The organism is Nocardia sp. NPDC047038 (assembly GCF_040644075.1).
Lineage (GTDB): Bacteria > Actinomycetota > Actinomycetes > Mycobacteriales > Mycobacteriaceae > Nocardia > Nocardia sichangensis.
In genome coordinates this window covers 258,175-275,626 of the sequence record NZ_JBEYVQ010000006.1, presented here as the reverse complement: position 1 = coordinate 275,626, position 17,452 = coordinate 258,175, and the positions used below count along the sequence as shown (strand labels likewise).

The 17,452-nt window shown below is 70.2% G+C and carries 18 protein-coding genes; 11 read left to right on the top strand and 7 right to left on the bottom strand.

All coding sequences use genetic code 11. From position 1 onward, the window contains the following. Positions 1–19: 19 nt before the first annotated feature. Positions 20–988 (bottom strand): carbohydrate kinase family protein, encoded by a 969-nt coding sequence (locus tag ABZ824_RS22505; protein WP_355072915.1) that lies wholly within the window; start codon positions 986–988, stop codon positions 20–22. A 251-nt stretch (positions 989–1,239) separates the two neighbouring features. Then, positions 1,240–1,590, bottom strand: coding sequence for an iron-sulfur cluster assembly accessory protein (locus ABZ824_RS22500; RefSeq protein ID WP_355072914.1), 351 nt, complete (start codon positions 1,588–1,590; stop codon positions 1,240–1,242). Positions 1,591–1,846: 256 nt separating this feature from the next. On the opposite strand from ABZ824_RS22500, the gene ABZ824_RS22495 reads away from it, so the two are divergent. After that, complete coding sequence (locus tag ABZ824_RS22495; RefSeq protein ID WP_355072997.1) at positions 1,847–2,461, top strand: DUF3043 domain-containing protein; 615 nt, start codon at positions 1,847–1,849, stop codon at positions 2,459–2,461. A 27-nt stretch (positions 2,462–2,488) separates the two neighbouring features. Here the strand turns inward: ABZ824_RS22495 and ABZ824_RS22490 are convergent, their stop codons facing one another. Next, positions 2,489–2,650, bottom strand: coding sequence for a hypothetical protein (locus tag ABZ824_RS22490; protein WP_356965146.1), 162 nt, complete (start codon positions 2,648–2,650; stop codon positions 2,489–2,491). A gap of 85 nt (positions 2,651–2,735) precedes the next feature. Here ABZ824_RS22490 and ABZ824_RS22485 point away from each other — a divergent pair, with 85 nt between their 5' ends. The 5 genes from ABZ824_RS22485 (at position 2,736) to ABZ824_RS22465 (ending at position 7,634) form a co-directional block, all read left to right on the top strand. Further along, positions 2,736–3,704 (top strand): helix-turn-helix domain-containing protein, encoded by a 969-nt coding sequence (locus tag ABZ824_RS22485; protein ID WP_356965145.1) that lies wholly within the window; start codon positions 2,736–2,738, stop codon positions 3,702–3,704. 402 nt (positions 3,705–4,106) lie between these two features. Further along, positions 4,107–4,667, top strand: coding sequence for a bifunctional adenosylcobinamide kinase/adenosylcobinamide-phosphate guanylyltransferase (gene cobU / locus ABZ824_RS22480; RefSeq protein ID WP_356965143.1), 561 nt, complete (start codon positions 4,107–4,109; stop codon positions 4,665–4,667). Between the two features lie 154 nt (positions 4,668–4,821). Beyond that, entirely contained in the window at positions 4,822–5,901 is a 1,080-nt protein-coding gene (cobT, locus tag ABZ824_RS22475) for a nicotinate-nucleotide--dimethylbenzimidazole phosphoribosyltransferase (protein WP_356965142.1), read from the top strand. A gap of 166 nt (positions 5,902–6,067) precedes the next feature. After that, positions 6,068–6,823 (top strand): adenosylcobinamide-GDP ribazoletransferase, encoded by a 756-nt coding sequence (locus ABZ824_RS22470; protein ID WP_355072905.1) that lies wholly within the window; start codon positions 6,068–6,070, stop codon positions 6,821–6,823. Between the two features lie 97 nt (positions 6,824–6,920). Beyond that, positions 6,921–7,634: an MBL fold metallo-hydrolase gene (locus ABZ824_RS22465; protein WP_355072903.1), complete on the top strand. Its 714-nt coding sequence runs from the start codon at positions 6,921–6,923 to the stop codon at positions 7,632–7,634. A gap of 1 nt (position 7,635) precedes the next feature. Here the strand turns inward: ABZ824_RS22465 and ABZ824_RS22460 are convergent, their stop codons facing one another. From ABZ824_RS22460 to ABZ824_RS22450, 3 genes are all read right to left on the bottom strand, one after another. Continuing rightward, the gene (locus ABZ824_RS22460; protein ID WP_355072901.1) at positions 7,636–8,733 is read right to left on the bottom strand and encodes a branched-chain amino acid aminotransferase; all 1,098 of its coding nucleotides are present in this window, start codon (positions 8,731–8,733) and stop codon (positions 7,636–7,638) included. 106 nt (positions 8,734–8,839) lie between these two features. Next, a complete protein-coding gene (gene gcvT / locus ABZ824_RS22455; protein ID WP_356965139.1) occupies positions 8,840–9,940 on the bottom strand; it encodes a glycine cleavage system aminomethyltransferase GcvT in 1,101 nt (366 codons plus the stop codon). Next, positions 9,937–10,590: a GNAT family N-acetyltransferase gene (locus ABZ824_RS22450; protein WP_356965137.1), complete on the bottom strand. Its 654-nt coding sequence runs from the start codon at positions 10,588–10,590 to the stop codon at positions 9,937–9,939. Before ABZ824_RS22450 ends, gcvT begins: the two co-directional genes overlap by 4 nt. A 108-nt stretch (positions 10,591–10,698) precedes the next feature. Between ABZ824_RS22450 and ABZ824_RS22445 the strand changes: the two genes are divergently transcribed. Continuing rightward, entirely contained in the window at positions 10,699–11,502 is an 804-nt protein-coding gene (locus ABZ824_RS22445) for a TetR/AcrR family transcriptional regulator (protein WP_356965135.1), read from the top strand. A 9-nt stretch (positions 11,503–11,511) separates the two neighbouring features. Then, positions 11,512–13,023, top strand: coding sequence for a leucyl aminopeptidase (locus tag ABZ824_RS22440; RefSeq protein WP_356965133.1), 1,512 nt, complete (start codon positions 11,512–11,514; stop codon positions 13,021–13,023). 203 nt (positions 13,024–13,226) lie between these two features. Here ABZ824_RS22440 and ABZ824_RS22435 read toward each other — a convergent pair whose 3' ends face one another. Beyond that, entirely contained in the window at positions 13,227–13,523 is a 297-nt protein-coding gene (locus ABZ824_RS22435; RefSeq protein WP_355072995.1) for an oxidoreductase, read from the bottom strand. 326 nt (positions 13,524–13,849) lie between these two features. Here ABZ824_RS22435 and sucB point away from each other — a divergent pair, with 326 nt between their 5' ends. From sucB to ABZ824_RS22420, 3 genes are read left to right on the top strand one after another with little or no spacing between them, the layout of a single operon-like run. Continuing rightward, the gene (gene sucB / locus ABZ824_RS22430) at positions 13,850–15,643 is read left to right on the top strand and encodes a 2-oxoglutarate dehydrogenase, E2 component, dihydrolipoamide succinyltransferase (RefSeq protein ID WP_356965132.1); all 1,794 of its coding nucleotides are present in this window, start codon (positions 13,850–13,852) and stop codon (positions 15,641–15,643) included. A gap of 19 nt (positions 15,644–15,662) precedes the next feature. Further along, a complete protein-coding gene (locus ABZ824_RS22425) occupies positions 15,663–16,571 on the top strand; it encodes a TIGR01777 family oxidoreductase (protein WP_355072890.1) in 909 nt (302 codons plus the stop codon). Next, positions 16,568–17,104: an N-acetyltransferase family protein gene (locus ABZ824_RS22420; protein ID WP_355072888.1), complete on the top strand. Its 537-nt coding sequence runs from the start codon at positions 16,568–16,570 to the stop codon at positions 17,102–17,104. Before ABZ824_RS22425 ends, ABZ824_RS22420 begins: the two co-directional genes overlap by 4 nt. Positions 17,105–17,452 lie beyond the last annotated feature (348 nt).

Below are 17,452 nucleotides of genomic sequence, written 5' to 3'. Positions count from 1 at the left end.
CGCCTTTCGTCCGCACGGTCTACAGCAGCGTCTTGATGTCCGCCGCGGCTTCGGGACCGTAGGCCTGGCTGAGGCGCTCGAGCGCGGACTCCTTGGTCAGCGTCCACTCCTGGGTGCCCATGGTCTCCAGCACGAGCACGGCGATCAGCGAGCCCAGCTGCGCGGAACGCTCCAGGCTCAGCCCGGCGGTGTGCGCGGTGAGGAAGCCGGCGCGGAAGGCGTCACCGACGCCGGTCGGCTCGACCTTCTCGATCTCGGGCACGACGCCGACGGTCACGTCGGTGCCGTCGCGATCGACGATCCGCACGCCGTCCGCGCCCAGGGTGGTGACGCGGACGCCAACCTTCTGGGCGACCTCTTCCTCGGTCAGGCCGGTTTTCTGCAGCAGCAGACCCCACTCGTACTTGTTCGTGAAAAGGTATGCGGCGCCGTCGATCAGCTGCACGGACTGGTCGCCGTCCAAGCGGGCCAGCTGCTGCGAGGGATCGGCGGCGAACGGGATCCCCAATTCGCGGCACTCGGCGGTGTGCCGCAGCATCGCCTCCGGGTCGTTGGCGCCGATCAGGACGAGGTCGAGGTCCCGCGTCTCGGCGAGTTCGGCGATGGAGATGTCGCGGGCCTCGCTCATCGCGCCGGGGTAGAACGACGCGAGCTGGGCCATGTCGTCGTCGGTGGTGCAGACGAAACGCGCGGTGTGCGCGCGGTCGGACACCAGCACGGTGGAGCAGTCGACCCCGTGCTTCTCCAACCAGGCGCGGTACTCGCCGAAGTCGGCGCCGACGGCTCCGATCAGCAGGGGCGTCCGATTGAGCAGGCCCATGGCATAGGCGATGTTGCCACCGACGCCTCCGCGACGGATCTGCAGATCGTCGACGAGGAAGCTCAGCGACACGTGGTCGAGCTGATCGGCCAGCAGTACGTCGGCGAACCGTCCGGGAAAACGCATGAGGTGGTCGGTCGCAATGGACGCGGAAACGGCGATGGACACGTGGCTGAGCCCCTTCAACGGTAGGCGGCAGGCGGTGCAGACCGGGACGCGAGTCCCGATCTCACCGTAGCTGATGCCGCCTCTCCGGGTCTTCAGGCCGTACTAGTTGAGCGGCACCGGATTTGCGTTCAGGTCTTGCGCAAGTGCCGCTCGGTCCTGGGCGTTCCCGACGAGTTACCCATGTCCTTACGAGATCAGTTGTTCCGATCGAACGCGGCCGATCTCCGCGACCGCGCCGGGACGCCGCTACCTCAGTTGAAGGAGTCGCCGCAGGCGCAGGAGCCGGTGGCGTTCGGGTTGTCGATGGTGAAGCCCTGCTTCTCGATGGTGTCGACGAAGTCGATCGAGGCGCCCTGCACGTATGGCGCGCTCATCCGGTCGACGGCCAGCGTGACGCCACCGAAGTCGACGGTCAGGTCGCCGTCGAGCGAGCGGTCGTCGAAGAACAGCTGGTAACGCAGGCCGGCGCAACCACCCGGCTGCACCGCGATCCGCAGCGCCAGGTCGTCGCGGCCCTCCTGGTCGAGCAGGGCCTTCGCCTTCGTGGCGGCGGCGTCGGTCAGAGTCACACCGTGGGTGGCGGTCTCGTTCTGCACAGTCATGAACTCTCCTCGAGGAACCTGTGGTCGAACCCGTGGAACAGCGCACGGGTCGTGTCGGTAAACACCACTCGGCGGGCTGCTATTCCTCCATCTTGCCACCAGCCGGTCCGCGGTGACACGCAACCTCCGTGAGCCCGCACACTCCGGGCGAATCGGACCGCATTTCTCGCCGCGCCACCCATCGAATAGCCTGGTCGGTGTGAAATTGTTCCGTCGCGGCGAGTCCAGCACCACCGACGCGACCGCCGCATCGACGGTGGTCACGAACGGCGACTCGGCCGCAAGCAGCACCCGCGCGGCGGCCACGGCCACCGCGGGCAAGGGCCGTCCCACCCCGAAACGCCGTGACGCGCAAGGCAAGCGCCGCGGCCCGATAGCACCCGCTCCGCTCACCGCGAAGGAGGCCCGCGCCCGGCGCAAGGCCGCGCGGGGCACCAGAGCGGAGCGCAAGGCGGCGTCCGCGAAGCGGCGCGAGGCCGCCGCGGATCGACGGGAGCGCATGCTCGCGGGCGAGGACAAATACCTGCCGCCCCGCGACCAGGGCCCGGTCCGGGCCTTCGTCCGCGACATCGTCGACGCCCGGCGCAACCTGGTCGGCCTGTTCATGCCGATGGCGCTGGTGCTGATCTTCTCGATGTTCCTCGCGCCCGCGCTGCAGACCGTCGTCACCCTGGCCATGCTGGTGATGATGCTGTTCATGGGCATCGAGGGCGTCCTGCTCGGCCGCGTGGTGAACAACCGGGTCAGGGAGCGTTTCCCGGAGACCACCGACGGCGGCTACCGCCTCGGCTGGTACGCCTTCGTCCGCGCCTCGCAGATCCGCAAGATGCGCGCCCCGAAGCCGCGAGTAACTCCCGGCGAAGCTGTGTAGTTTGCCAGCGCCTGCGGCGCTGGCCGGTCAGCGGTGGTGGGTGTTGCGGCCGAGCATCGCCGTCAGCTCGGAGTGCAGCCGCTGTACGTCGCGGTCGATCACTTGCGCGGATCCCGCGCGGTCGGTGCCGCGGGTGATGAGTATGGCGAAAGCCACGATGACCGCCAGGGTGATGAGAAAAGTAACCATGGCAGTAATTTTGCGGTCAGCGATTTACCGCCGAAAGTGGCGGTACTGACATAGTTCGCAAAAATACGGCCACTAGACTGGGCGCATGCTGTCGAAGGTCGCCGTGGTGCTGTCCGAACGCATGGCCATGTTCGAATTCGGGGTCATCTGCGAGGTTTTCGGCCTCGACCGCACGGCCGACGGACTGCCCGCCTTCGATTTCCGGGTGTGCGGGGCCGAGCCGGGTGTCCCGCTGCACTCGACCAGCCCCGGCATCACAGTCACACCGGAGTACGGGCTGGAGGAACTGGCGGCGGCCGATCTGGTGGCCATTCCCGCCGCCGCGGCCGACCATGGATTCGATCCGCGGGTCGTCACGGCCATCCGCGACGCTGCGGCCGCCGGGGCGACCGTGCTCACCGTGTGTTCCGGAGCGTTCCTGGCCGGGGCGGCCGGGTTGCTCGACGGCCGCAAATGCACCACGCACTGGCGCTACGTGGAGACACTCGCGGCCGAGTACCCCGAGGCAACTGTCGATCCGGACGTGCTGTTCGTCGACGAGGGTGACCTGATCACCAGCGCAGGCACCGCCGCGGGCATCGATGCCTGCCTGCACCTGGTGCGGCGCGAACTCGGCAGCGGCGTGGCCAACGCGATCGCGCGGCGGATGGTGGTCCCCCCGCAGCGCGACGGCGGGCAGCGCCAGTTCATCGAACGCCCCGTCGCGGCCTGCACCTCCGACAGCCTGATCCCCACCTTGGAGTGGATGAACGAGCACCTCGACCTGCCGCACACGGTGGAAGACCTGGCCGCCCGCGCCAACATGTCCACCCGCACCTTCGCGCGCCGATTCGCCGCCGAGACCGGAACCACCCCCGTGAAATGGCTCACCAACCAGCGCGTGCTGCTGGCCAAGCAACTGCTCGAGGAAACCGACCTCGGACTGGAACACATCGCCGACCGCTCCGGCTTCGGCTCCGGCGCCCTCCTGCGCCACCACTTCCAGCGCCTCGTCGGCATCGCCCCCACCGAGTACCGCCGCCGCTTCGGACGCAGCTCGGACACACCCGCCTGATGACGGAACGGCGATGGGACCCGGCGGAATCTGCCGGACCGCGGCACTCACCCAACTGCACCGAGTCCGCGCGCTGAAAGGCACCGCAGAACCGCGGACATCGAACACGTATGTGGATCGCTACGGCCGACCTGGCGAGCATGACCGGCTGACTGGCCTGCGACATCGAAGAACACGACTCGCGTCCGATACGCAGTGCCTCGACGACCCCCTAGCCCGTAAGGTGCCCGACGATCCCGCCTGGGACCGGACCCGCCGCCACCATCTGTTCGGGCCTACCGCCGCGCCCGCTCGGCACGTCTCGCCGCAGGCCGCATTCCGAAGTTCGCCGGAGCGCGGCACGCACCGGGCGTGCATCGGGAGTCACGCGGCAATCCGCCGTTCGATTGATACCGTGCACTCGTGTCGGAAAGTCCCTCGCCCGCGGCGCCGCGCAGCATCCTTGTCCTGGGTGGCGCGCGGTCCGGGAAGTCGGCGTTCGCGGAGGATCTCGCGCTCCGGGCCGGCGGCCCGGTGCGCTATCTCGCGACCGCCGTGCCCGATCCCGCCGACCATGATTTCGCCGAGCGCATCGCGAAACATCGCGGCCGCCGCCCGGCGGGCTGGTCGACCATCGAAAGCGCGGACCCGACAGCGATTCTCACCGCGTTCATGCCCACGCCGCCCGACGTGACCCTGATCGACGACATCGGCACCTGGCTGACCGCCCGCATCGACGCGCGCGAGGCTTGGGAGGCTCCGCGCGGCACGGTCTCCCCCGACACCGACGCACTGGTCGCGGCCGTCGCCGCCTACACCGGTGATCTCGTGATCGTCAGCCCGGAGGTAGGCATGGGCGTCATCCCGGCCACGCGTTCGGGCCGCCTCTTCCGCGACGAGATCGGCACCCTCAACCAGCGCTTGGCCCAGGTCTGCGACGAGGCCTTCTTGGTCGTAGCGGGCCTTCCCCTCCGTCTCAAGTAGCCCGCGCGACTACGAGCGACGACCGGCGGTGAACCGCGCGGATCGGTCGCACCGCCCCCCGCCGGAGATCAGGTCACGGACCCACGGCACGAAGGGGCAATGGCAAGATTGGGCGGCGTAGTCGGCGGAACCGCCATGACCGAAAGGCTCGATAGTGACGCACGGATTCGGACCGGTAGCGCCTCCGGACACACAGTTTCGTGCAGCGGCCGAGCAACGGCAGGCGCAGCTGACCAAACCCGCTGGCGCACTGGGCCGATTGGAGCAACTCGGCAACTGGGTGGCGGCTTGCCAGGGCACGTGCCCGCCGAAGCAGTTCGAGCGCGCCAGGGTCGTGGTCTTCGCCGGGGATCACGGCGTCGCGCGGCACGGGGTGTCGGCGTATCCGAGTGAGGTCACCGCGCAGATGGTCGCGAACTTCCTGGGTGGCGGCGCCGCGGTGAACGCGCTGGCGGCGGTGGCGGGCGCGACGGTTCGGGTGGCGGACATCTCCGTCGACGCCGACACCGATCCGCAGGTGTCCGAGCACAAGGTGCGCCGCTCCAGCGGGGCGATCGATCGCGAGGACGCGCTCACCGCCGAGGAGGTCCGAGCGGCGATCGAAGCAGGCCGTGCCATCGCCGACGAGGAGATCGACGCGGGCGCCGACCTGCTGATCGCGGGTGACATGGGCATCGGCAACACCACTCCGGCCACCGTGCTCGTCGCGAGCCTGACCGATACCGAGCCGGTCGCGGCGGTCGGCCGCGGCACCGGCGTCGACGACGCCGGATGGATCCGCAAGGTCGCCGCGATCCGCGACGCGATGCGCCGTGCCCGCCCGGTGGTGAAGGACCCGGTCGAACTTCTCCGCGTGGCCGCGGGCGCCGACTTCGCCGCGATGGCGGCGTTCCTCGCCCAGGCCGCCACCCGTCGTACGCCCGTCGTCCTGGACGGCGTCGTCGTCACGGCCGCGGCGATGGTCGCAGAGGATCTCGCCGCGGGCGCGAGCGCCTGGTGGCTGGCCGGTCACCGCTCCACCGAACCGGCACACGAACTCGCGCTGCGGCACCTGCGCCTGGATCCGCTGCTCGACCTGACCATGCGCCTCGGCGAAGGCTCCGGCGCCTTGACCGCCCTTCCGATCCTCCGCTCGGCGGTGGCCGCGCTCTCGGAGATGTCCACCTTCGCCGAAGCGGGCGTCAGCACCTCCGACCCCGAACCGGCGAGCGCCCCGCCGAACCTGCGCAAGTGAAGTCCGCCCTGCCGCGAGGCCGCCGCCTGCCTCCGACTCGGCGCGGCTGCCGTGACCTGGTTCCTGCGGGACAGTTCAGGGCTTCGAGCGGTGATCCGCAGGCGTCGGCAGGCCGCCCGCGGCACCCGGCCCCCAGGGAAGCACCGCCCGTCCGCGGAGGACCGGCGTGAACGGGGTTCGGCTGGCGATCTCCTGGCTCACGGTGCTCCCGGTGCGCGGGCCGGATGCCGTGGACCGCGCGGCGGCGGGGCGGGCGATCCTGCTGGCGCCGCTGGTCGGCGCCCTGCTCGGGGCCGGGGCGGCGGGCCTGCTCTGGGCGCTGACCGGGGCCGGGGCGAGCGCCGCGCTGGCCGGGCTGCTGGTGGTCGGCGCGCTGGCGTTGATCACCAGGGGTATGCATCTCGACGGCCTGGCCGACACCTTGGACGGGCTCGGCAGCTATGGGCCGCCGGAGCGGGCAAGGCAGATCATGAAAAGCGGCGGGGCCGGACCATTCGGCGTCGCCGGGCTGGCGTTCGTCATCGGCATACAGGCGTTCTCGTTCGCGTCCTTGGCCGATTCGGGCCGGTGGTTCGCCGCCGCTCTCGCCGTCGTGACCGGCCGTGTCGCGGTGATCCTCGCTTGCCGGGGTGTCCCGGCCGCGCCGGGCACCGGGTTCGGTGTTCTGGTGGCAGGCACGCAATCGGCCGCCGCCGCGGTCATGTGGCCGGTGACCACGGCGGGTCTCGCCGTGTTCGCGGTGCCGGGCCGCCCGTGGCTCGGCCCGCTGGCCGTGACGCTCGGACTGGCCGCGTCGACGGTTCTGGTCCGGCACTGCGCGCGCCGTTTCGGCGGGCTCTCCGGTGACGTCCTCGGCGCCGCGATCGAGACCACGGTGGCCCTCACCGCGGCCGTGCTGTCCCTCACGATCCAGCCCGGCTGACCGTCTCCGGCGGGCCTTGGGGGCGAGAGTCTGGGTCACTGGAATTTTTCCGGCGGTGGCGCGCGGATCGTCTGGGTCGGGCAATAAGGTGGGCGGTATGTCTTCTGAGCGCCTGTACTTTCGCCAGCTGTTGTCGGGACGCGACTACGCCGTGGGCGATCCGATCGCGACGCAGATGCGCAACTTCGCGTATCTGATCGGCGATCGGGAAACGGGCGACTGCGTGGTGATCGATCCGGCCTACGCCGCGGGTGATCTGGTGGACATCGCCGAGGGCGACGGCCTGCGGCTGAGCGGGGTGCTCGCCACCCACCACCACCCCGATCACGTGGGCGGCACGATGCTCGGCTTCACCCTGCGCGGTGTGCGCGAGCTGCTCGAAAAGACAAGCGTCCCAGTGCATGTCAACGCCAAAGAACTGCCGTGGGTGGCCAACGTCACCGGGATCGCCGAGAGCGAGTTCACCGGCCACGAGCACGGCGACAAGGTCACCGTCGGAGCTTTCGACATCGAGTTACTACACACGCCCGGCCACACGCCGGGCAGTCAGTGCTTCCTGTTCGACAACCGCCTCATCGCGGGCGACACCCTGTTCGTCGACGGCTGTGGCCGCACCGATTTCCCCGGCGGCGATTCGGACGAAATGTTCCGCAGCCTGCGCTACCTGGCCGGACTCGCCGGCGACCCGGTCGTCTATCCGGGCCACTGGTACTCGCAGGAACCCAGCGCCGCGCTGTCCACTGTCCGGGACAAAAACTACGTCATGCGTCCGCAGACGCTGGAGCAGTGGCACATGCTGATGCCGGGCTGAGTCACATCCGCCGCATCCACCCGTGCTTGTCGGCGAAGGTGCCGCGCTGGATGCCGGTGAGGGTGTCGCGCAGGGCCATGGTGACCGCGCCGGGCTCGCCACCGCCGATGGTGAATTCGCCCTCACCGGAGCGAACCCAGCCGACCGGCGTGATCACCGCGGCGGTGCCGCACGCGAAAACCTCGGTGATCTCACCGGATTCGGCGCCCTTGCGCCATTCCTCGACCGAGATCTTGCGCTCCTCGACCGGGAAGCCGGAATCGGCGGCGAGGGTGAGCAGCGAGTCGCGGGTGATGCCGGGCAACAGCGAGCCGGACAGTTCCGGGGTGACCAGGCGCGCGTCGGAGCCGGAACCGAAGACGAAGAACAGGTTGTTGGTACCCATCTCCTCGACGTAGCGGCGCTCACACGCGTCCAGCCACACCACCTGGTCGCAGCCCTTGGCCGACGCCTCGGCCTGGGCCAGCAGCGAAGCCGCGTAGTTGCCGGCGACCTTCGCCTCGCCGGTGCCGCCCGGCGCGGCGCGCACGTATTCGGTGGACAGCCAGACCCGCACCGGCTTGACGCCACGCGGGAAGTACGCCCCCGCCGGGGAACCGAGCAGCAGGTACTTGTACGCCGCGGCGGGCTTCACGCCGAGCCCGGCCTCGGTCGCGAACATGAACGGCCGCAGGTACAGCGATTCCTCGCCGCCCGCAGCGGGCACCCACTCGCGGTCGACCTCGAGCAGTTGGCGCACCGACTCGATGAACAGCTCGTCGGGCAGCTCGGCCATCGCCATCCGGCGAGACGACCGGCGGAAACGCGCGGCGTTGGCGTCGATGCGGAAGCAGGAGACGCTGCCGTCACCGTGCCGGTAGGCCTTGAGTCCCTCGAAGATGGCCTGGCCGTAGTGGAACACCATGGTGGCGGGGTCCAGCGCCAGCGGCCCGTACGGCTCCACCCGCGCGTTCGTCCACGTGCCACCGACGTAATCGATCGAGACCATGTGATCGGTGAAGTACCGCCCGAACCCCGGCTCCGCCAGTACCTCCTGTCGCCGCTGCGCCGGAAGCGGCGCGGGGTGCGGAATACGGGTGAACTGTGCGGCAGCGGTCATGGCGACGATCCTATCCGGCCCGATTCCGGCCATTTCGCCTCGGTCCACACCCTTCAGCGCAGCGCCGCCCGCAGCCGATCGCCCATGCGTCCGGGAGAAGGACGGGTCACTTGGTGCTGGTCCGCACGAACGGCGGGCGCACGATTTCGCAGCGCACGCGGCGGCCGCGCACGTCGACCTCGACCTCGGCGCCGGGTTGGATGTCCGCCGCGGTGTCGAGCAATGCCAGCGCGATGCCGACCTTGAGGGTGGGCGAGAAGGTGCCGGAAGTGGTTTCGCCGACGGGCTCGCCATCACGCAGCACGGTCTGCCCTTGCCGGAGCACACCCCGGTCGAGTGCTTTCAGCCCCAGCAGGATTCGGCGCGGACCGGCCGACTTCTCCTGTTCCAGAGCGGCCTTCCCCCAGAACTCCGGCTTCTGCCAGCCGACCGCCCACCCGCAGCGCGCCTGCACCGGGGAGATGTCCAGGGAGAGTTCGTGCCCGTGCAGCGGATAGCCCATCTCCGTACGCAGGGTGTCGCGGGCCCCGAGCCCGGCCACCTGGCCCTCGGCGGCGCGCACCCGCTCGACCAAGGCGCGGAACAGCGATTCGGCGTCGGCCCAGCGCGGCAGCAATTCGTAGCCGTGCTCGCCGGTGTATCCGGTGCGGCAGACCCGGACGGGACGGCCGTCCCACTCGGCGTCGGCGTAGGCCATGTACTCGAGGTCGGTGGGCAGCCCGAGCGCGCTCAGCACCTCGCCGGAGCGCGGGCCCTGCACGGCGAACACGGCGTAGTCGCGATGCTCGTCGGTCACCGTGACGCCCTCGGGCGCGACCTTGCTCAGTTCCGCGACGACCGCCGCGGTGTTGGCGGCGTTCGGCACCAGGAAGATCTCCTCGTCGCCGACGTAGTAGGCGATCAGGTCGTCGATCACTCCGCCGTCCGGGGCGCAGCACAGTGTGTACTGCGCCTTGCCCGCCCGGATCCGGCCGAGATCGTTGGTCAGGGCCGAGTTCACGAACGCCGCGGCGCCCTGGCCGCGCACCGTCGCCTTGCCGAGATGGCTGACGTCGAACAGCCCCACCGTCGTGCGAACCGCCTGGTGCTCGGTCACCGTGCCCGCATAGGACACCGGCATCTCCCAGCCGCCGAATGGCGCGAAGGTCGCCCCCAGCTCGACGTGCACGGCGTGGATGGGTCCTTGCAGCAGGTTCGTCTCGGTCACCAGCCGAGCTTATCCGGGACCAGGGCGTCCGACGCTCGCACGCACTGAGGCCGGAACCACATCGGGATGAGCGTCGGGCCGTTCTGCGGCAAAGTGTGCGTCGTTCCGGTCGGCGCGAATCCGCAGCGGCGGTAGAGCCGGGCGGATCGTTCGGTGCTGGCTTCCAGGAACGCCGGGGCGTCCGCTTCGGATGCCGCCTTCAACCGATCGGCGAGAATCGCCGCACCGGCCCCCTTTCCGCGATGCTCCGGCACCGTGACGATCACCTGCAGGTACCGATGCGGGAGCTCCCGGGGGTGTTCGCGGGCGAGCAGGTCGGTGACGATCACCAGCCGCTGCGCCACGCGCAGATCGGGAGCTTGCTCGAGCATGGTCCGCGCCTCGGCGGCTTCGTCGGCGAATCGTTCGACCGAGGTGACGTGCTGCCAGATCGACATCGACCAGATCTCCTCGCCCGCGCCCGCGACCCAGATCTCGTCGTCGCGCAACGCTCGATCGACCAGACCGGGCACGAACGCGGTACGGAAACCCGTATCGGGCTGTCCTTCGAGCACCCACGCGGTCACCACCTCGTCCGCGCTGGCGATGCCGAACGCCTCGATCAGCGCGTCACGGTCCTGGACACCCGCCTGGCGAGCGGTGATCTCCATCCGCCTCCCTTTCCCTGCGAACACCGTATTCACGCATGAATCTAGGCAGGTCGAAGCCGAATCACTACCATTTCGTCACACCTGTTCGTGTGTCGAAACGGAATCCGGATGACCTGCGCTATCTGCCACGGCGACCTCGCCCAGCCCAGCCGGGGCCGACGGCGCAAGTACTGCTCGCGCTCCTGCCAAGCCCGCGCCTATCGCGCCCGCCGCGCGGCGATTCCGGTGCGCCGCCCCACCCGTCCGGCGCGGCTCACCACCGTCGGCATCGCACGCGCGGCGGTGCAGCTGGCCGACCGCGACGGGCTCGACGGTCTCACCATGCGCCGCCTGGCCGGCGCGCTCGGCGTCGCGACCGCCACCCTCTACCGCCACTTCCCCGACCGCGAAGCGCTCCTGGCGAGCATGGCGGAGCTGGCGCTCGACGAGATCCCGCCGCCCGGGACGGAGTGCGGCGGCTGGCGTCCCCGGCTACGGCACGAAGCGCACGAGGAGTGGCGCCTCTACCGCAGGCATCCGTGGATGCTGCCGCTGCTGGCGCGCGTCCGTCCGCCGCTGGGCCCGGCGCTGCTGGACGTCCTGGAGCGCAACTTCGCCGCCCTCGACCATCCCGGCCTGACCCGGCAGACCGGATTCGCGATCTACCTGGCACTGTCGGGCCTGGTCCAAGGGCTCGCGCTGTTGTGGAGTTCCGAGCGCGCCGACCGCCTCGGCGATCCGCGCGACGCCGCCGAGACGGCCGCGCCGCGCGAACTCGCCGAACTGCTCGACCCGGCGCTGCGTCCCGTCCTGCACCGTTACTTCACCGACCTCGACTCCACCTTCGAGATGGACTTCGACGACCTGCTCGCGACCTCGGTGGAACTCCTGCTCGACGGCGTCGCGGTGCGCCATCCGGAACGAAGCGAATAGCCTGTGCCAATGACCGCTGTTGCAGATCGCTCGCTCGGACCGGAACTGGCACGCACCGAGACCATCGGCGCGGACACCGATGTGCTCGTCATCGGGTTGACCTCCTCGGAGGACGGTCCCGCCATCGTGCCCGAGGACCTGTTCGGCGACGTGCTCACCGCCGACGTGCGCACGGAACTGCTCGATCAGCTCGGCGTGGTGGGCGCCAAGGGCAAAGCCGAGGAGCTGACCCGCATCCCGGCGCCCGTCGGGCTGGACGGCGTGAGCAGCGTCCTGGCCGTCGGCCTCGGCTCCGCCGAGAAGCTCGACGCTGAGCAGATCCGCCGTTCGGCCGGTGTGGCCGCCCGCTCGCTGTCCGGCACCGAACTGGTGGTGACCACGCTGTCCGGGCTGGATATCGGCGCCGCCGCCGAGGGCTTCTACCTGGGCGCCTACTCGTTCACCCCGTTCCGCTCGGACAAGTCGGCGCCCAAGCCGGACGAGCGGCCCGTGGCCCGCGTCGAGTTGCTCGTGCCCGAGCCGGGATTCGGCGAAGAAGCCTTGTTCCGCGCGCAGGTCACCGCCGAGGCCGTCGCCACCGCACGGGATTTCGTGAACACCCCGCCCAGCCATCTGTTCCCGGCCGAGTTCGCTTCGCGTGCTCAGGAACTCGCCGAGGCCGCGGGCCTCACCGTGGAGGTGCTCGATGAGAAAGCGCTGGAAGCGGGCGGTTACGGCGGCGTGCTCGGCGTGGGCAAGGGTTCCTCGCGCCCGCCGCGCCTGATCCGGATCACCTACGCGGGCGGCCCGAAGAAGGTCGCCCTGGTCGGCAAGGGCATCACCTTCGACACCGGCGGCATCTCCATCAAGCCCGCGCAGAACATGGAGAACATGACCTCCGACATGGCGGGCGCCGCCGCCGTGATCGCCACGACGCTGCTGGCCGCGCGGCTGAGCCTGCCCCTCACCGTCACCGCGACCGTGCCGATGGCGGAGAACATGCCGTCGGCCACCGCGCAGCGCCCCGGCGACGTGCTCACCCAGTACGGCGGCATCACCGTCGAAGTGCTCAACACCGACGCCGAGGGCCGGTTGATCCTCGCCGACGCGATCGTGCGCGCGAGCGAGGACGACCCGGAGTATCTGATCGACGTGGCCACCCTGACCGGGGCGCAGATGGTCGCGCTCGGCACCCGCACGCCCGGCGTGATGGGCACCGACGAGTTCCGCGACCGAGTCGCCCGCATCTCCCGCGAGGTCGGGGAGAACGGCTGGGCCATGCCGCTTCCCGCCGAACTGCGCGGCGACCTGAACTCCAAGATCGCCGACCTGGCCAATGTCGCGCCGCACCGCTGGGGCGGCATGCTCTCGGCCGGGCTGTTCCTCAAGGAGTTCGTCCCGGAGAACGTGCAGTGGGCCCACCTCGACGTAGCGGGCCCGGCCTATAACACCGGCGGTCCGTTCGGCTACATCGGCAAGGGCGGCACCGGCGTCCCCGTTCGCACGCTGATCGCCGTGCTCCAGGACATCGCCGGGGAGTGAGCGCGACGCGCGTCGTCCGGGACGACTCCCGGACGACGCGCACAGGCCACCCCGCCCGACCGCATCACGTGTTCCATGCTCCTGGCCGGACTCCGGACCGACATTCCGGCGCGTCCGGCTCGCGTCACTGACGGCAAGCGAGACGGCTCCGCGGCACCCCCACGGGTCCGGCGGGAATCGGGCGCAACGGACAATCCGACGGCTCAGAGGTCGTACAGATCCCGCTCCATTTCGCGCTGCCGCTCCACTCGCTTACGCGCGTCGTAGTCGCGCATGCGTTGCGGATAGCCGGTCTTGCGGACGTCGTAGACGGGGATGTGCAAATCCTTGGCAAGCCGTTGCGCCCCGCGCTCGCCGACGATCCGGCGTGTCCATTCACCATCCGCGGCAATAAGGACAACTGTGACATCTGTCACCGTGGTCTTCGGTTCGATGTAGCCCTCGACGCCCACGTGCGTGCGCACCCAATCGGCCAGATAACGAGCGTCCGGCCCGGACACCGAACCCCCACGTGAAGTGCCGCCACCCCAGGCGGCGCCGCCGCGGAAACGATCCAGCAAACCCAACGACGCCGACCTCCTTTCCTGCACCGGAGAATGTTCACCGCCGGTCTTCCCATACTGCCAGCTCCGCGCAGTACGCCGCCCTGTGCTACATGGCTTGCGCGCGAGTGCAAGGATGGACCGCGGTACAAGAACCACACGGATCTCCGGTGCCACGCACAATGATCGGTGGCTTCCGGACTCCCGTCGCGACCCGCGCCGGGCGTCCGCAGTGAGATCAACTGTTGTAGAACCCCGTCGAGCAGTCAGAGGAGTCAACGGACATGGCCTTCTCCGTCCAGATGCCCGCTCTTGGTGAGAGCGTCACCGAGGGAACGGTGACCAGGTGGCTGAAGCAGGAAGGAGACACGGTCGAGGTCGACGAGCCGCTGCTCGAAGTCTCCACCGACAAGGTCGACACCGAAATCCCGTCCCCCGCGGCGGGTGTGCTGTCGAAGATCGTCGCGAACGAAGACGACGTGGTCGAGGTCGGCGGCGAGCTCGGCGTGATCAGCGAGCCCGGTGAGGCGGCTTCTTCCGCTCCCGCGCCCGCTCCCGAAGCCGCGGCGCCCGCGCAGGAGACGCCGGTCCCTTCGGAGGAAGCGCCTGCCGCCGAGCCCCAGCCCGCTCCCGCCGAGCAGCCCGCGCCCGCCGCCCAGGCCGCTCCCGCGTCGTCGGGTGACGGCACGCCGGTGAAGATGCCGGAACTCGGCGAGTCGGTCACCGAGGGCACCGTCACCCGCTGGCTGAAGGCGGTCGGTGACGAGGTCGCCGTCGACGAGCCGTTGCTCGAGGTCTCCACCGACAAGGTCGACACCGAGATCCCCTCGCCCGTCGCGGGCACCCTGCTGGAGATCTCCGCCCAGGAAGACGACATCGTGGCCGTCGGTGGGCAGCTCGGCGTCATCGGCAGCGGCGCACCGGCGGCCGCCGCCCCGGCTCCCGCGCCCGCCCCGGCACCTGCTCCGAAGCCCGAACCGGCCCCGAAGCCCGAACCGGCCCCGGTCGCCGCCGCCCCGGCGCCCGCCCCGGCTCCCGCGCCCGCCCAGGCTCCCGCTCCGGCTCCGGCTCCCAAGCCCGAACCGGCTCCCGCGCCCGCCGCCGCGGCGGCCGCCGAATCCTCCAACGGCGCAACCCCGTACGTCACTCCGCTGGTCCGCAAGCTGGCCGACGAGCACAACGTCGACCTCGCCGCGATCACCGGTTCCGGTGTCGGTGGCCGCATTCGCAAGCAGGATGTGCTCGCCGCCGCCGAGGCCAAGAAGGCTCCTGCTCCGGCGGCTGCTCCCGCCGCGGCCGCGCCCGCCGCACAGGCGCCCGCCGCGCCCGCCGCCGCCCGTTCCCAGCTGGCCCACCTGGTCGGCACCGTGCAGAAGGCCAACCGCATCCGCCAGATCACCGCGACCAAGACCCGCGAGTCGCTGCAGACCACCGCGCAGCTGACCCAGGTGCACGAGGCCGACGTCACCAAGATCGCGGCGCTGCGCAATCAGGCCAAGGCGGCGTTCAAGGAGCGCGAAGGCGTCAACCTGACGTTCCTGCCCTTCTTCGCCAAGGCCGTGGTCGAGGCGCTGGGCGTGCACCCGAACGTCAACGCCAGCTACGACGAGTCCAGCAAGGAGATCACCTACCACGCCTCGGTGCACCTCGGCATCGCCGTCGACACCGAGCAGGGCCTGCTGTCCCCGGTGATCCACAACGCCAGCGACCTGTCGCTGGCCGGGCTGGCGCGGGCCATCGCCGACATCGCCAACCGGGCCCGCAACGGCGGACTCAAGCCCGACGAGCTGGCCGGCGGCACCTTCACCATCACCAACATCGGCAGCCAGGGCGCGCTGTTCGACACCCCGATCCTGGTTCCGCCGCAGGCGGCCATGCTGGGCACGGGCGCGATCGTCAAGCGTCCGGTCGTCGTGACCGACGAGACCGGCAACGAGTCCATCGGCGTCCGCTCGATGTGCTACCTGCCGCTCACCTACGACCACCGCCTGATCGACGGCGCCGACGCCGGGCGCTTCCTGACCACGATCCGTCACCGGCTCGAGGAAGCGGCGTTCGAGGCCGATCTCGGCCTGTGAGGAAGGTCCCGCGGCACGTATGAAGGTCGTGATCGCCGGCTCGTCCGGGTTGATCGGGACGGCGCTCGTCGCGGCTCTGCGCCGCGACGGGCACGAGGTCGCCAGGCTGGTGCGCAGGAAAACCGCGGGTCCGGACGAATTCGCCTGGAACCCGGCCCGCGCCCACCTGGACGAGCGGGCGCTTCGCGGCGCCGACGCCGTGGTCAACCTGTGCGGCGCGGGTGTGGGACGGCGCCGCTGGAACGGCAGTTTCAAACAAGAGCTGCGGGACAGCCGGATCACGCCCACCGACGTGCTGGCCGGGGCGGTGGCCGACGCGGGTGTCCCCGTGCTGCTCAACGCCAGCGGCGTGCACTACTACGGCGGCGCGACCGGCGATCGGGTGGTGGACGAGTCATCGCCCGCCGGTTCCGGATTCCTGGCCGCGCTGTGCCGTGACTGGGAGAAGGCGACCGAACCCGCCACGGCGGCCGGGGTGCGCACCGTGCTGTTGCGCAGCGCCGTGGTGCTGTCCCGGGCCGGTGGCCTGCTCGGCATGCTGCATCCGCTGTACGCGGTCGGCTTGGGCGGGCGGCTGGGCAACGGTCGCCAGTACACGCCGTGGATCTCGATGGCCGACGAGATCGGCGCGATCGTCTTCGCGCTCACCCATGACACGATGTCCGGTCCGATCAACGTGGTCGGTCCCGCACCGGTCACCAACGCCGAGTTCAGCCGCGCGCTGGGCCGGGCGCTGCATCGCCCGACTCCGCTCGTCATCCCGGCATTCGCGCTGCACGCGCTGGTCGGCGAGATGGCGCGGGAGGCGATCCTGCACGGCCCGAGGGCCATTCCCACCGCGCTCGAGGAAGCGGGCTACCAGTTCCACCATCCCACCATCGGTGCCGCGCTCGCGGCCGCGGTGGGACGACCCGGAGATGTTCGATGACCGACCGACTCGACACCAGGCCCGCCACCGTCATCCGCGACGCCACCACCGACGATCTTCCGGCGATCCTCGACATCCACAACGCGAATATCGCCACGTCCACCGCGATCTGGGACACCGAGCGCGTCGGCTTGGACGAACGCCTCGGCTGGTTCCAGGCCCGCACCGGCGCGAGCCTGCCCGTGCTGGTCGCCGAGATCGGCGGGGAGCTGGCCGGTTACGCGAGCTACGGGCCTTGGCGAGCCAAATCGGGATACCGCTACACGGTCGAGAACTCGGTGTACGTCGACGAACGCTTCCAGCGTCGCGGCATCGCCACCGCCCTGCTCACCGAGTTGATCGACCGTGCGCGCCGCGCGGGCGCCGTGCACGCCATGATCGCCGCCATCGAATCCTCCAACACCGGTTCGATCGTGCTGCACGAACGCTTCGGCTTCCGCACCGTCGGCGTGCTGCCCGAGGTGGGCCATAAATTCGGCCGCTGGATGGATCTGACCCTCATGCAGCTGACCTTGCCGGTCGAGGTCGACTGACCCGCATCTTCGCACCTCACCTGCCGAATCTCGCGCGGAGTACCAGTTGTTCGCGCGGCAATGCGCTCGTCTACGCAGGGCGGCCGGGCCGTAGTCGAGCCTCGGCGTCGCTGCGAGCGTGTCCTTCAGAAACTGCGGTCTCGGCACCTGACCGCGAGACCCCATCGCATGGACCTGGCGACAGCCTCCGGGATGCGAGATCGCCTGTCTGAGATCAGGCCGAACAAGGACCGGGAACCTTCTCCGGTCAGCGGCAAAGGCCTAGAAGGCAGTGCGGCGACTCGGGATGCGTTCGAGGCGCATCCCGAATGTTCCGCGGGCCGGATGGCGACCGCCGAGCGGCTCCGG

Excerpts from the sequence above, each read along its gene's own strand:
- ABZ824_RS22500 (WP_355072914.1), bottom strand. The coding sequence starts at position 1,590 with ATGACTGTGCAGAACGAGACCGCCACCCACGGTGTGACTCTGACCGAC.
- ABZ824_RS22490 (WP_356965146.1), bottom strand. The coding sequence starts at position 2,650 with ATGGTTACTTTTCTCATCACCCTGGCGGTCATCGTGGCTTTCGCCATA.
- ABZ824_RS22485 (WP_356965145.1), top strand. The coding sequence starts at position 2,736 with ATGCTGTCGAAGGTCGCCGTGGTGCTGTCCGAACGCATGGCCATGTTC.
- ABZ824_RS22465 (WP_355072903.1), top strand. The coding sequence starts at position 6,921 with ATGTCTTCTGAGCGCCTGTACTTTCGCCAGCTGTTGTCGGGACGCGAC.
- ABZ824_RS22460 (WP_355072901.1), bottom strand. The coding sequence starts at position 8,733 with ATGACCGCTGCCGCACAGTTCACCCGTATTCCGCACCCCGCGCCGCTT.
- ABZ824_RS22450 (WP_356965137.1), bottom strand. The coding sequence starts at position 10,590 with ATGGAGATCACCGCTCGCCAGGCGGGTGTCCAGGACCGTGACGCGCTG.
- ABZ824_RS22445 (WP_356965135.1), top strand. The coding sequence starts at position 10,699 with ATGACCTGCGCTATCTGCCACGGCGACCTCGCCCAGCCCAGCCGGGGC.
- ABZ824_RS22440 (WP_356965133.1), top strand. The coding sequence starts at position 11,512 with ATGACCGCTGTTGCAGATCGCTCGCTCGGACCGGAACTGGCACGCACC.
- sucB (WP_356965132.1), top strand. The coding sequence starts at position 13,850 with ATGGCCTTCTCCGTCCAGATGCCCGCTCTTGGTGAGAGCGTCACCGAG.
- ABZ824_RS22425 (WP_355072890.1), top strand. The coding sequence starts at position 15,663 with ATGAAGGTCGTGATCGCCGGCTCGTCCGGGTTGATCGGGACGGCGCTC.
- ABZ824_RS22420 (WP_355072888.1), top strand. The coding sequence starts at position 16,568 with ATGACCGACCGACTCGACACCAGGCCCGCCACCGTCATCCGCGACGCC.